General features: G+C 68.4%; 14 protein-coding genes. 5 read left to right on the top strand and 9 right to left on the bottom strand.

The annotated features are described in order from the left end of the window. Positions 1 to 13 precede the first annotated feature (13 nt). The 5 genes from ACEN8G_RS05805 to ACEN8G_RS05785 form a co-directional block, all read right to left on the bottom strand. Entirely contained in the window at positions 14 to 586 is a 573-nt protein-coding gene (locus tag ACEN8G_RS05805) for a CvpA family protein (RefSeq protein WP_413417104.1), read from the bottom strand. A 349-nt stretch (positions 587 to 935) separates the two neighbouring features. Continuing rightward, complete coding sequence (locus ACEN8G_RS05800) at positions 936 to 1,499, bottom strand: lipocalin family protein (protein ID WP_413417106.1); 564 nt, start codon at positions 1,497 to 1,499, stop codon at positions 936 to 938. A gap of 40 nt (positions 1,500 to 1,539) precedes the next feature. Further along, on the bottom strand, positions 1,540 to 2,091 hold the full coding sequence (locus ACEN8G_RS05795) for a hypothetical protein (RefSeq protein WP_413417108.1): 552 nt from the start codon (positions 2,089 to 2,091) through the stop codon (positions 1,540 to 1,542). Between the two features lie 87 nt (positions 2,092 to 2,178). Further along, on the bottom strand, positions 2,179 to 3,549 hold the full coding sequence (gene radA / locus ACEN8G_RS05790; RefSeq protein ID WP_413417110.1) for a DNA repair protein RadA: 1,371 nt from the start codon (positions 3,547 to 3,549) through the stop codon (positions 2,179 to 2,181). 39 nt (positions 3,550 to 3,588) lie between these two features. After that, complete coding sequence (locus ACEN8G_RS05785) at positions 3,589 to 3,807, bottom strand: DUF2945 domain-containing protein (RefSeq protein WP_413417112.1); 219 nt, start codon at positions 3,805 to 3,807, stop codon at positions 3,589 to 3,591. A gap of 65 nt (positions 3,808 to 3,872) precedes the next feature. On the opposite strand from ACEN8G_RS05785, the gene ACEN8G_RS05780 reads away from it, so the two are divergent. Both ACEN8G_RS05780 and ACEN8G_RS05775 read left to right on the top strand, forming a co-directional pair. Continuing rightward, on the top strand, positions 3,873 to 5,024 hold the full coding sequence (locus tag ACEN8G_RS05780; protein ID WP_413417114.1) for a glycosyltransferase family 4 protein: 1,152 nt from the start codon (positions 3,873 to 3,875) through the stop codon (positions 5,022 to 5,024). A gap of 74 nt (positions 5,025 to 5,098) precedes the next feature. After that, entirely contained in the window at positions 5,099 to 6,250 is a 1,152-nt protein-coding gene (locus ACEN8G_RS05775; RefSeq protein ID WP_413417116.1) for an AAA family ATPase, read from the top strand. 5 nt (positions 6,251 to 6,255) lie between these two features. Here ACEN8G_RS05775 and ACEN8G_RS05770 read toward each other — a convergent pair whose 3' ends face one another. The 3 genes from ACEN8G_RS05770 to ubiM all read right to left on the bottom strand — a co-directional run bounded on the left by ACEN8G_RS05770 (position 6,256) and on the right by ubiM (position 8,642). Continuing rightward, a complete protein-coding gene (locus ACEN8G_RS05770; protein ID WP_413417118.1) occupies positions 6,256 to 6,579 on the bottom strand; it encodes a DUF2218 domain-containing protein in 324 nt (107 codons plus the stop codon). Between the two features lie 68 nt (positions 6,580 to 6,647). Next, a complete protein-coding gene (locus ACEN8G_RS05765) occupies positions 6,648 to 7,247 on the bottom strand; it encodes a PadR family transcriptional regulator (RefSeq protein ID WP_413417120.1) in 600 nt (199 codons plus the stop codon). A gap of 234 nt (positions 7,248 to 7,481) precedes the next feature. Beyond that, positions 7,482 to 8,642, bottom strand: a complete 1,161-nt coding sequence (gene ubiM / locus ACEN8G_RS05760; protein ID WP_413417122.1) for a 5-demethoxyubiquinol-8 5-hydroxylase UbiM — start codon at positions 8,640 to 8,642, stop codon at positions 7,482 to 7,484. Positions 8,643 to 8,748: 106 nt separating this feature from the next. On the opposite strand from ubiM, the gene ACEN8G_RS05755 reads away from it, so the two are divergent. From ACEN8G_RS05755 to ACEN8G_RS05745, 3 genes are read left to right on the top strand one after another with little or no spacing between them, the layout of a single operon-like run. Further along, on the top strand, positions 8,749 to 10,071 hold the full coding sequence (locus tag ACEN8G_RS05755) for a replication-associated recombination protein A (protein WP_413417124.1): 1,323 nt from the start codon (positions 8,749 to 8,751) through the stop codon (positions 10,069 to 10,071). After that, positions 10,064 to 10,411, top strand: coding sequence for an MmcQ/YjbR family DNA-binding protein (locus tag ACEN8G_RS05750; RefSeq protein WP_413417126.1), 348 nt, complete (start codon positions 10,064 to 10,066; stop codon positions 10,409 to 10,411). Before ACEN8G_RS05755 ends, ACEN8G_RS05750 begins: the two co-directional genes overlap by 8 nt. Next, on the top strand, positions 10,354 to 11,268 hold the full coding sequence (locus ACEN8G_RS05745; protein ID WP_413417128.1) for a hypothetical protein: 915 nt from the start codon (positions 10,354 to 10,356) through the stop codon (positions 11,266 to 11,268). The genes ACEN8G_RS05750 and ACEN8G_RS05745 overlap by 58 nt, the downstream gene beginning before the upstream one ends. 107 nt (positions 11,269 to 11,375) lie before the next feature. Here the strand turns inward: ACEN8G_RS05745 and ACEN8G_RS05740 are convergent, their stop codons facing one another. Next, positions 11,376 to 12,026 carry a DsbA family oxidoreductase gene (locus tag ACEN8G_RS05740; RefSeq protein WP_413417130.1) on the bottom strand — a complete coding sequence of 217 codons (651 nt, stop codon included), beginning with the start codon at positions 12,024 to 12,026 and terminating at the stop codon, positions 11,376 to 11,378. Between the last annotated feature and the right edge of the window lie 28 nt (positions 12,027 to 12,054).

Here is a 12,054-nt window from a genome sequence, read left to right as displayed (position 1 = left end):
GATGCGCGACCCCCTATCGGGTAGAATTTGCCTCGCTGCGATTGGCGATGCTGCCATTGTCGCTCTCGTCGCCGAACACCGGCTCGCCCTTGCGGCGGCGGTCGACGAAATCGGCGATGCTCGCGCTGGTCGCGTTAAGCAACGGATAGGTGGTCGACTTGGTGATCCATTGCGGGCGATTGGCCGGGCCGCCGCTCACCGTGTCGAACAGCAGCACGACCAGCAGGAAGCCGATGCTGACCAGGATCAGGCCCTTCAGCGCGCCGAAGCCCAGGCCCAGCGCGCGGTCGATCGGGCCGAGGAAGCTCTCGCGCGTGCGCGATCCGATCGCGCGGGCGAGCAGGCGGCCGCCGAAATAGGTCACGCCGACCAGGATGACGAAGGCGAGGACTGCCCCGCCCTGCTCGGTACCGACCATCCCGGCCAGGCCCGCGGCGAGCGGGGTGTGGAACAGCTTGAGCGCGAGCACGATCAGCAGCCAGGCGACCAACGCCAGCACCTCGGTGACGAAGCCGCGGATGAAGCCCAGCACGGCCGAACCGCCGATGGCGAGCAGCACGATGATGTCTAGCCCGGTCAAAGTCATTGGAACACGTCCCTCCCGCGACGGGCTATGCCTCAAGCCGATCGGGAGCGGAAGCCATTCTCCCTCTCCCGTTCGCGGGAGAGGGTCAGGGCGGAAAGCAAGCCCCGTCCGCGCACGCCGGGCTACTCCGCTTGCAAAATAGGATTCCGCCTGCTTGGCTCGCGCAGCTGGGCTCATCGGCCGGCCGCTCTTTGATATTGTTGGAGAAATAGGACCCCATCGGTGTAATAATATTACAAGCCGCTTGCGTTCGCCGGATTTGGGCCTGTTTGGGTTCCGCAGAATCAGCTCTTGGCGTGTACTTCGTGTACTTTGGGGAGCCGGCTCCGGCGCGCGCTGTTGGACCTGGTCACCCCTGCCGGGTGATGCGCAGCGCCCAGCGGTCATAGCCAAGTTCCTCGACCCGCTTCATGACCGCCTGCGCCAGCGCCGAGGACGGCACCGCCTCGCGCGACAGCACCCAGAGATAGCGGCCGCTCGGCTCGCCGACGATCGACCATTCATAGTCGTCGCCGTGATCGAGAACCCAGTAATCGCCGGTGTAGAGCGGCCCGAAGAACGAGACCTTGAGCTTGGCGTTGGTCGCCTCGTCGGCGACGATCGCCTTGCCTTCGGAGACGCTGCGGTCGCCATCGGGCCAGTTGTGCGTGCCGCTGTTGATCACGCTGATCTTGCCGTCGTCGAGCAGCGCATATTCGGCGGTCACTGCGTCGAGGCCCTTCTCGAAGTGGTTCTCGTGCCGGGCGAGCTCGTACCATTTGCCGAGATAGCGGGTCAGGTCGACCGGCCTGGCCGGCTCGGGCACCTTCTTGTTGATCACCGGCGGACGCGTCGCGCGCGAATAGAGGAAGATGCCGCCGATCGCGGCGACAGCGACGCCCGAGGCGATCGAGATGGCAGTGGAACGCTTCATGGACCGCACTCTGCGGCCTAAGTTGCGGAAAGCAAAGCCCTCAATGCCAAGGTTTGCAGCTGCGCTCCGTGTCCTTCCACAGCGGCATGATCCGCACCCGGCGCTTGCCATAGTAGCTCAGGTCCATCCACGCGCGCACCGGCACCCCGGCGCGACTATAGATGTCCTGGTCGCCCCAGCGCTCGTTGCCGGTCTCGCAATGCCGCCAGCCCCGGCGTTGCAGCGCCTCGACCAGCTTGTAGATCTCCTCCTGCCCGCCATTCTTCCACAGGATCAGGTGATCGAAGCCGCCCTGCCCCCTGCTGCCGATCAGGTCGATCGCCGCCTCATACGACCCCTCCCCGAGCACCAGCACCTGTTCACGAAGGCAGCGCGTGCGGAAAGCGTCGATCTTGACGCATTTGGTGAAGCCGGCGCGCCGCGCATCCTCCGCGCTGCCGCTCACCGGCAGCCCCGCAAAGGCGAGCGACGGCGGCGGCGTGCGCGCAGGCTCGCGGCCGGCCACCAGGATCGCCGCCATCAGCACGACGGCGCAAAAGGTCGGCACCAGCATCCCGGGACGCGCCCAGTCGGCGGCCAGTTCTCGCAGCATGGGTCGCTCCGGCAGTCTCTCCTGGTGACGATATTCCATCACACCGAAAGCGATTACAACCCCGTAGCGGCTGTCAGGCGCCGTACCTCACCGCCCCAGCAGGTGATCGACGAACTGGCCGAGCGACTTGAACCCGGCGAGCTGCAGCCCGCCCTTGTCCTTGACCTGTGCCATCGGGGCGAGCGCGCGGCCGAAGCCGAGCTTGGCAGCCTCCCGGCAGCGCAACGCGCCATGCGCGACCGGGCGCACCTCGCCGGACAGCGCGATCTCGCCGAACACCACTGCGTCCACCGGGATCGGCCGCTCGGACAGCGCCGAGACGAGCGCCGCCGCCACCGCCATGTCCGCCGCCGGGTCCTGCACCCGGTAGCCGCCGGCGATGTTGAGATAGACTTCGCAGGTCGAGAAGCTCAGCCCGCAGCGCGCCTCGAGCACCGCGAGGATCATCGACAGCCGTGCCGAATCCCAGCCGACCACCGCGCGCCGCGGCGTCGCCCCACTCGCCAGTCGCACGGTGAGCGCCTGCACCTCGACCAGCACCGGCCGCGTACCCTCCAGCGCGGGGAAGACCACCGTGCCGGTGACGTTCTCGTCGCGCGAAGTTAGGAATAGCGAGGAAGGGTTGGAGACCTCCTCCAGCCCTTCGGTCTGCATCGCGAATACGCCGATTTCGTCGGTGCCGCCGAAGCGGTTCTTCACGGCGCGCAGGATGCGGTACTGGTGGCTGCGCTCGCCCTCGAAGGCCAGTACCGTGTCGACCATGTGCTCGAGCACGCGCGGGCCGGCGATGCTGCCGTCCTTGGTGACGTGGCCGACCAGCACCACCGCGGTGCCGCGCTCCTTGGCGAAGCGGATCAGCTCGCCCGCGCTCGCCCGTACCTGGCTCACCGTGCCCGGCGCGCCCTCGATCAGGTCCGAGTGCATGGTCTGGATCGAATCGATGATCAGCAGCGCCGGCGGCGCGCCCTCGCCCACCGTGGTGAGGATGTCGCGCACCGAGGTCGCCGCGGCGAGCTGCACCGGCGCCTTGCCCAGGCCCAGCCGCCGCGCGCGCAGCCGCACCTGGTCCGCCGCCTCCTCGCCCGAGACATAGGCGACCGACAGCCCGCGCAGCGCAACCTTGGCCGCCGCCTGGAGCAGCAGGGTCGACTTGCCGATGCCCGGATCGCCGCCGATCAGCGTCGCCGATCCCTCGACGAACCCGCCGCCCAGCGCGCGATCGAGCTCGGCGATCCCGGTCGCCATGCGATCGGGCAGCGCGATGTCGGTGTTCAGCCCGGTGAGCATGATCGCCCGCCCGCCCGACTGGAGATTATGCCGCGACTGGAACGGCGTCACATTGGCATTGGCGTCCTCGACCAGTTGGTTCCACTCGCCGCAATCGCCGCATTGCCCCGCCCATTGCGCGGTGACCGAGCCACAGGCCTGGCAGACATAACGCTTCTTCGGTTTCGCCATGCGCGAGACCTAGCGCGAGAACAGGAAGGGAACAAGAGCCTAGTCGGCCTTGAGCTCCTTGCCCAGCTTGAGCAGCTTGGTCCCGTCCTCCTGCGCGATCAGATAGGCCGGGTCCTCCGCGCTGCCGTTGCGCACCACCTTCGCCCCCTTGAAGGTCCGCTGCACCCGGCGCTCGAAGCGCTCCTGGATCTTGCCATGGGCGATGTCGTCGGCCCAGGTCCAATGGACCCTGGCGCCCTTGCGAAAGCTGTTGGTCATGCCGGGACAATTCGCCACACCGCCACAAGGTTGCCCCCCACGCGCGCGGACTGTATGCGCCCGCCATGAAGCCCACCGACCTCCGCGTCGCGCTGTTCAGCGGCAACTACAATTACGTCCGCGACGGCGCGAACCAGGCGCTCAACCTGCTTGTCGGCTACCTCCTGTCGCAGGGAGTGGCCGTCCGCGTCTATTCGCCGACCACGAGCACGCCCGCCTTTCCGCCGACCGGCAACCTGGTCAGCGTGCCATCCTGGCCGGTTCCGGGCGGGCGCGAGGAGTATAAGTTCGCCACCGGCCTGCCGCGCAGCACCCGCGAGGACGTCGAGGCCTTCGCCCCCAACATCGTCCATCTCTCGGCGCCCGAGTTCCTCTGCCACGGCGCGCTCAAATGGGCGGACCGCAACAACATCGCGACGCTCGCCTCGCTCCACACGCGCTTCGAGACCTATCCGGCCTATTATCATCTCGGCTTTCTCGAAAAGCCGCTGATCCGCCTGCTCACCCGCTTCTACAATCGTGTCGATCATGTCGTGACGCCGGGCAAGTCGACCGCCGACCTGATCCGCGGCTGGGGCGTCACCACGCCGATCACCACCTGGGCGCGCGGCGTGAACCATGCGCGGTTCAATCCGGGCGCGCGCAGCCTCGAATGGCGCCGCTCGCTCGGCATCGGCGACGAGGAAGTCGCAGTCGGCTTCCTCGGCCGGCTGGTGCTGGAAAAGGGGCTCGACGTGTTCGCCGAGGTGATCGGCGCGCTCCGGCAGCGCGGCGTGCCGCACCGGGTGCTGGTGATCGGCGAGGGCCCGGCCCGCGAATGGTTCGCCGAGCGCGTGCCCGAAGCGGTGTTCACCGGCTTCCAGCGCGGCGACGATCTCGGCCGCGCCGTCGCCTCGATGGACGTGTTCTTCAACCCGTCGCTCACCGAGACCTTCGGCAACGTCACCTCCGAGGCGATGGCCAGCGGCGTGCCCGTCGTCGCCGCCCGCGCGACTGGCGCGATCGATCTTGTCGAAGATGGCGAGAACGGCTTCCTCGTTCCCCCGCGCGACGTCCAGGCCTATGCCGACGCGATCGCGCGCTTCGTCGCCGATCCCGACCTGCGGCGCCGCGCGGGCGCCGAAGGCCATGCCCGGGCCAGCGCGCTGATCTGGGACGACGTCAACCAGAAGGTGCTCGATGCCTATCTGGGGGTGATGGAGCGCCGGGGCGGATAAGGCCTTTGCGGGTCCTGCCGCAGATGCAATGATCCTCGCCTCTCGCAGCGCCACCGTTTCGAAGGGCCCTTGCTTTGATCTCGCATTTGGCGGTCGCCGGCTATCGTTCGCTGCGCAGCGTCACGCTCGAGCTGGGGCAGCTGAGCCTGGTCACCGGCGCGAACGGCAGCGGCAAGTCGAGCCTCTACCGCGCCTTGCGCCTGCTCGCCGACACGGCGCAGGGCCGGCTGATCGGCTCGCTCGCCGCGGAAGGCGGCCTCTCCTCCACGCTCTGGGCGGGCCCGGAGAAATTCAGCCGCGAGATGCTGCGCGGCACCCAGCCGATCCAGGGCACGGTCCGCTCGGGTCCGGTGAGCCTGAAGCTCGGCTTCTCCGGGCCGGACTTCGGCTATGCGATCGATCTCGGCATGCCCGATCCCACCTTTCCCTTCACCCGCGATCCCGAGATCAAGGTCGAGACGATGTGGACCGGCCCGCTACTTGAGCGGGGCAATGCGTTCGCGGAACGGCGGGGGCCCGCGGTGCGGCTGCGCACGGCTGCCACCGGGGAATGGCGCCGCGCGATGGACAATCTGCTGCCCTTCGACAGCATGGTCACCCACTGCGCCGATTCCGTCGACGGCCTCGAGCTGCTGCTGATGCGCGAGCGGATGCGCAACTGGCGCTTCTACGACAATCTGCGCACCGACATCGATGCGCCGGCGCGCCGCCCTCAGGTAATGACCTACACGCCCGTGCTGAGCAGCGACGGCGCCGACCTGGCTGCCGCCATCGCCACGGTCCTCGCGATCGGCGACGCGCAGGCGCTGGAGGAGGCGATAGACGACGCCTTTCCGGGCTCGCGGGTCATCGCGCACCCCGGGGAATATGGCATGGTCGAGATGCGGCAGCCCGGCCTGCTCCGGCCGCTCGGCGCCAAGGAATTGTCGGACGGGACGCTGCGCTACCTGCTGCTCATCGCCGCGCTGCTCTCACCGCGCCCGCCCGAGATCATGATCCTCAACGAGCCGGAAGCGAGCCTCCACCCTTCCCTGCTCGACCCGCTGGCGCGGCTGCTCGTCCGGGCGTCGCGCCATTGCCAGATCGTGCTGGTCTCGCACAGCGAGCGGCTGATCGAGAGCCTTGGCGGCGAACGCGGCGTGCGCGAAATCACCCTGTCCAAGCGGCTCGGCGAGACGCAGATCGAGGACCATGAAGCGCCGCGCTGGTCCTGGCCAGCGCGGTAGCCGGCCTACTTCCAGTCGTACTTCAACCCTTCCTCGCGGAAGGCGAAGCGGTCGAGATGGCGTTCCACCGCGCCCTTCAGCCCTTCGAGCTGCTCGGTCGAGCTGGCGTCGATGCGGATGTCGAGCCCGGTCTCGGCGACGTTGAAGGTCACCACCGCGTCGCCCGGATGATTGGCGCCGCGCGCGTCCCTGGGGAAGATCACCGTGCCGTTCTCGGGGGTGAACTCGACCTGGAGGTTGTGCTCCCAATGCTTGCACAGCTGCTGAAGGTAGCGGCTGGCATGGCCGGTCGGCGCCAGCGTCTCGGCCGAGAAGGTCGTGATGGTCATGGATATCGTCTCCTTCGGCGGCGGCACGATCCCGAGCCGCCGCCGCAACAGTTCCAGCCGAGGCAAGCTCAGAGCCGCTCGATCTTCCGCGCCGCCTCGTCGAGGATCTCGGCGACGTCGTGCAGCATGTCGGCACTGACGCCTTCTGCCGCAAGCCGCTCCTGCAGGACGGTGCGCAGATTGCCCATCGCCCGGCGGATCGGCCCGCCGTCGGAACGCTCGCGCATGTTGGCGAGCTGCTTCAGCCGCTCGAACAGCGCCTCCACTTCCTCGGCCCGCTCGGCAAGGTGCGCGGTGCCGTCCGCGGTGATCGCGAACTGCTTCTTGGCGCCCTCGGTCTTGGCCTCTTCGATCAGGCCCATCTCGTCGAGCATGCTCAGCGTCGGATAGACCACGCCCGGGCTGGGGGCATAGGCGCCGCCCGAGCGCTCCTCGATCTCGCGGATCAGGTCATAGCCATGGCGCGGCTGCTCCTCGATCAGCTTGAGCAGGATGAGACGGAGCTCGGTGCCGTCGAACATGCGGCGACGGCCGCCGCGCTCGCCCTGGCCGAAGCCACCGCGCCCGCGGGCACCCATGCCCCAGCCCATGACGAAGTCCGGACCACCGCCAAAGCCGCCGCGGCGGCCGAAAACAAAGCCCCGCGGGCCGCAATGATGATGTCGCATAATATCTCCTGTACGACTCTTGATGCGCACAAGATATATCTTGAAAGGATTTTGACAAGTGCCCTGACAGAATTTGTCGTCGCTTCTCTTGTCCACCCCCCGCCAGGGGGAGGTGTCAGGCCCCGCGCCAGCGGGGAATGACGGAGAGGGGTAAGCGGCCAATTATCGGCTCGCCCACCTCCCCCTCCGTCACGCTGCCCGTGCCACCTCCCCCTTGCGGGGAGGATCATCAGATCATCGCGCCATCAGCATCCCCCGCACGCCCGAGCGGAACAGCGGCAACCGTGCACCCAGCCGCAGCGCCGCATGCCGCACCGCCCGCGCGAGCGGGCGTTCGTCGGTGTAGAGCTTCACCAGCAGATTGGTGCCAAGCCAGAGCGGCCGTGCGTCGGCGCGGTGCGCCTCCTCATAGGCGCGGATACCCCGCTCGCCGCCCGGATCGCGCCCGCGCCGGGCCGCCTCGCAGACTTGGGCGGCGAGCAGCGCCTGCCCGCTCAGGCCGAGGTTGAAGCCATGCGCGGTCACCGGATGCATCCCCACCGCCGCGTCGCCGATCAGCGCCGCCCGTCGTGCCCCGAAATGCTTCGCCCAGCTGGTGACCAGCGGATAGACGTGCCGTGATCCGGCCACTTCCATCGCCCCAAGCAGGTTCGCCGATCGGCGGGTCAGCTCCTTGCCCAGTTCCGCGTCGGGCAAGGCGGCAAGCTGGTCGATCTCGTGCTCGGGCAAGGTCAGCACCACCGAGGACATGCCGTTGTCGAGCGGCAGCAGCGCAATCGTCTGGCCGTGGCCGAACCATTCGGTGGCGACCTGTCCGTGCCATTTCGAATGCGCGACGCGGCAGACCAGCATCGAGCGGCTGAGCCGGTTCACCTCCGCCGCGATGCCGAGCTGCTCGCGGAGCGGCGACATCCGCGAATCCGCCCCGACCAGCAGCCGTCCGCGCACCGCCTCCCCGCTCGACAGCATCACCTCGGCAAAGCGCCGCCCCGTCCGCGCCGAGACCAGGCTGGTCCCGCAGGCAAGCCGCAGGCCGGGCTGATCGGCCGCCATCTCGAACAGGGCGCGGCGGATATGATGATTGGGCACCAGCCAGCCCAACGCCTCCCCTGCCGGCCCCGGCTCGAAGTCGAGCGCGAAGGCGGAGCGACCGTTGCGCACCCGGGCGGCCCGGAGCGGTGCGATCTCGGGCAGGCGCTGCCACGCGCCGAGCCGCTCGAGAATGGCGCGCGAGCCGTGGGTCAGCGTGATCTCGCGCCCGTCATAGGCCGGGTCGGCGAGCGCCGCATGGGGCTGGCGCTCGACCAGCAGCGTCTCCAGCCCCTGGTCGTTCAACGACCGTGCAAAGGCCAGTCCCGCCGGGCCAGCGCCGACGATGATGACGTCATAGTCCAATGTCCGTCTCCTTCGCCGGACAGGATGCACCTTGGCGCGCCCACGCCAATTGCGTTCGATCAAAGCTTGGGATGCAGAAATCGTCCGCTGCGCCTATCTTGGCGGAATGGCCGACCTTTTCGCCGCCCAGGAACCGTCCCACCGCCCCGAAGCCGCGCCGCTCAACGGCCCGCTCGCCGATCGCCTGCGCCCGCAGCAACTCGCCGATGTCGTGGGACAGGAGCATCTCACCGGGCCGGAAGGCCCGATCGGCCGGATGGTCGCGGCGGGCAAGCTTTCCTCGATCATCCTCTGGGGCCCGCCCGGCACCGGCAAGACCACGATCGCCCGTTTGCTCGCCGATGCCGTGGGGCTGCGCTTCGTCGCGATCAGCGCAGTGTTCTCGGGGGTGGCGGACCTCAAGAAGGTGTTCGCCGAGGCAAAGGAATATGCCCGGCTCGGCCGCAAGACGCTGTTGTTCGTGGACGAAATCCACCGCTTCAACCGCGCCCAGCAGGACGGCTTCCTGCCCTATGTCGAGGATGGCACCGTCACCCTGGTCGGCGCGACTACCGAGAACCCGAGCTTCGAGCTCAACGCCGCGGTGCTCAGCCGGGCGCAGGTTCTGATCCTCCACCGGCTCGGCCCCGAAGCGCTGACCCGGTTGCTCGACCGTGCCGAGGCCGCCGAGGAGCGTCCCCTGCCGCTCACCCCCGAGGCGCGCGACGCGCTGGTGGCGAGTGCGGACGGCGATGGCCGCTTCCTGCTCAACCAGGCCGAGACGCTGTTCTCGGTGCAATTCGAGGAGCCGCTTACTCCGGCCGCGCTCGGCGAGTTCCTCCAGCGCCGCGTCGCGGTCTATGACAAGGACCGCGAGGGGCATTACAACCTGATCTCCGCGCTCCACAAATCGGTGCGCGGCAGCGATCCCCAAGCCGCGCTCTACTATCTCGCGCGCATGCTCACCGCGGGCGAGGAGCCGCTCTACGTGCTGCGCCGGCTTGTCCGCATGGCGGTGGAGGACATCGGCCTCGCCGATCCCAACGCGCTGGTGCAATGTCTCGCGGCCAAGGACACCTATGAGTTCCTCGGCTCGCCCGAGGGTGAGCTGGCGATCGCCCAGGCCTGTCTCTACGTCGCCACCGCGCCTAAATCGAACGCGGCGTACATGGCGCAGAAGGCCGCGTGGCGGAGCGCGAAGGAAACCGGCTCGCTGATGCCGCCGCAGAACATCCTCAACGCTCCCACCAAGCTGATGAAGCAGATCGGCTATGGCCAGGGCTATACCTATGACCATGACGCCGAGGGCGGCTTCTCGGGCGACGATTACTGGCCGGAGGAGATGGCGCCCCAGACCTTCTACACCCCCACCGACCGCGGCCATGAGAAGCGCATCGCCGAGCGGATCGCCTGGTGGAACGAGATGCGGGAGCGGAAGCGCGATGGATGACTGGGACGACGCCACGGCCTTTGCCCGTACCCTGCCCGATGTGGTGATGGAAAGCTGGTGGGGCACGCCTTGTCCCAAGATCAACGGCAAGGGCCTGATGTCGCCCGGCCGCGAGAAGGGCAGCTTCGGCCTGATGGTCACCCACCCCGAGAAGGAGATCCTGTTCGAGACCGATCCGGACACCTTCTGGCAGACCGACCACTATGCCAACTATCCGATGCTGCTGGTGCGCTACGGCACCGGCAGCCGCGAGCGGATCGCGCTCTACATCCAGCGCGCCTGGTGGGACCGGGCGAAGAAGCCCCAGCGGATCGCTGCGGGGATGGAAGAACGCCCCTGAACTTCACCGACTTCATCGCGATCGACTGGTCCGGCCAGGCGGTCGAGCGGCCGAAGGGGCTCGCCGTCGCCCGTGCCGAGGCGGGCAGCGCCGCGCCCGTGCTGGTCGAGCGCGACTGGTCGCGCCAGGACATTGCCGACTGGCTCGCCGAACTGGCGGACAAGGGCATTCGCGCGCTGATCGGGCTCGACCTGTCCCCCGCCTTCCCGCTCGTCGATGCGGGCGCCTATTTCCCGGGCTGGGGGATGTCCCCGCCCGACGGCCCGGCGCTATGGGAACTGGTCGAGGAGCTGTCGCAAGGCGATCCGCATCTCGCCGCGACCAGCTTCGTGCAGCACCCGGATGCCCGCCGCCATTTCCGCCAGATGGGCGATTGCGGCGACCTGTTCCCGCCCGGGCGCGGCCGCTTCCGGGTGTGCGAGCATGGCCAGGCGGCGATGCGGCTGTCGCCGTACAGCTGCTTCAACCTGGTCGGCGCAAGCCAAGTCGGCAAGTCGAGCCTCACCGGCATGCGCGTGCTGCACCGGCTGCGAGGCAAGCTGCCGATCTGGCCCTTCGATCCGCTGCCCGAGACCGGCCCGGTGCTGGTCGAGATCTACACCGCGCTCGCCGCCCGCGCCGCGGGAATGCGCAAGGGCGTCTCCAAGATCCGCGACGCGACGACGCTCGACGCGATGCTGGCAGTGCTGGGCTCGGAGCCGCACGCTCCGCTCGCCCGCTATGACGACCACGCCACCGACGCGATGCTCAGCGCCGCCTGGCTGCGCGCGGTGGCGGACGATGCCGGGCTCTGGGCGCCGGAAGGCCTGACGCCGGAGCTGGCGCGGACCGAAGGGTGGACGTTCGGGGTTCGCTAGCTCCCTCTCCCCTTCATGGGAGAGGGTCGGGGAGAGGGGAAAGTAGCACAATCTCGATATGCCCCTCTCCCCAGCCCTCTCCCCGCAGGCGGGGAGAGGGAGAAGGATTACCCCACCTCCGCCGCGATCTGGCGGAGTGCGTTCTCGAAGGCCTCGGGCGGCTGGCCGCCGGAGATCAGCCATTTGTCCTCGATCACGATCGCCGGCACCGAGTTGATACCGCGGCTCTGCCACAGCTGCTCGGCGGCGCGGACCTCTTCGGCATAGCGGCCCGAGGCCAGCACCTCGCGCGCCGCCGCGCCGTCGAGCCCCGCCTTCTCGGCCGCGGCGACCAGCACGTCCTGGTTCGACGGGTCCTTCTGCTCGGTGAAATAGGCCTCGAACAGCGCATGCTTGAGCGCCGCCTGCTGGCCCTCGATCTCCGCCCAGTGGAGCAGCCGGTGCGCGTCGAAGGTGTTATAGATCCGGCTGTCGGCCGAGCCGTTCATCGTGAAGCCCAGCGCCGCGGCGCGATCGCGGATCATCTGGCGGTTCGCAGCCGACTGCTCAGGCGTCGAGCCATATTTCTTCGCGATGTGCTCGCCGATATTCTCGCCCTCGGGCGCCATGTCCGGATTGAGCTCGAAGGGCTGGAAATGGATCTGCGCGTCGACCACGCCCTCGGTCCGCGCCAGCGCTTCCTCCAAGCCCTTCAGCCCGATGATGCACCAAGGGCAGGAGACGTCGGAGACGAAATCGATCTTCAGGAGACGAGACATCGGGAATCCTTGTGCTGACGTTCCCGGC

Source organism: Sphingomonas sp. Sphisp66, from assembly GCF_047324325.1.
GTDB lineage: Bacteria > Pseudomonadota > Alphaproteobacteria > Sphingomonadales > Sphingomonadaceae > Sphingomonas.
The sequence above is the reverse complement of the archived record's forward strand: the minus strand, read 5'-3'. Positions and strand labels throughout refer to the sequence as shown.

Excerpts from the sequence above, each read along its gene's own strand:
- ACEN8G_RS05805 (WP_413417104.1), bottom strand. The coding sequence starts at position 586 with ATGACTTTGACCGGGCTAGACATCATCGTGCTGCTCGCCATCGGCGGT.
- ACEN8G_RS05800 (WP_413417106.1), bottom strand. The coding sequence starts at position 1,499 with ATGAAGCGTTCCACTGCCATCTCGATCGCCTCGGGCGTCGCTGTCGCC.
- ACEN8G_RS05795 (WP_413417108.1), bottom strand. The coding sequence starts at position 2,091 with ATGCTGCGAGAACTGGCCGCCGACTGGGCGCGTCCCGGGATGCTGGTG.
- radA (WP_413417110.1), bottom strand. The coding sequence starts at position 3,549 with ATGGCGAAACCGAAGAAGCGTTATGTCTGCCAGGCCTGTGGCTCGGTC.
- ACEN8G_RS05785 (WP_413417112.1), bottom strand. The coding sequence starts at position 3,807 with ATGACCAACAGCTTTCGCAAGGGCGCCAGGGTCCATTGGACCTGGGCC.
- ACEN8G_RS05780 (WP_413417114.1), top strand. The coding sequence starts at position 3,873 with ATGAAGCCCACCGACCTCCGCGTCGCGCTGTTCAGCGGCAACTACAAT.
- ACEN8G_RS05770 (WP_413417118.1), bottom strand. The coding sequence starts at position 6,579 with ATGACCATCACGACCTTCTCGGCCGAGACGCTGGCGCCGACCGGCCAT.
- ACEN8G_RS05765 (WP_413417120.1), bottom strand. The coding sequence starts at position 7,247 with ATGCGACATCATCATTGCGGCCCGCGGGGCTTTGTTTTCGGCCGCCGC.
- ACEN8G_RS05755 (WP_413417124.1), top strand. The coding sequence starts at position 8,749 with ATGGCCGACCTTTTCGCCGCCCAGGAACCGTCCCACCGCCCCGAAGCC.
- ACEN8G_RS05750 (WP_413417126.1), top strand. The coding sequence starts at position 10,064 with ATGGATGACTGGGACGACGCCACGGCCTTTGCCCGTACCCTGCCCGAT.
- ACEN8G_RS05740 (WP_413417130.1), bottom strand. The coding sequence starts at position 12,026 with ATGTCTCGTCTCCTGAAGATCGATTTCGTCTCCGACGTCTCCTGCCCT.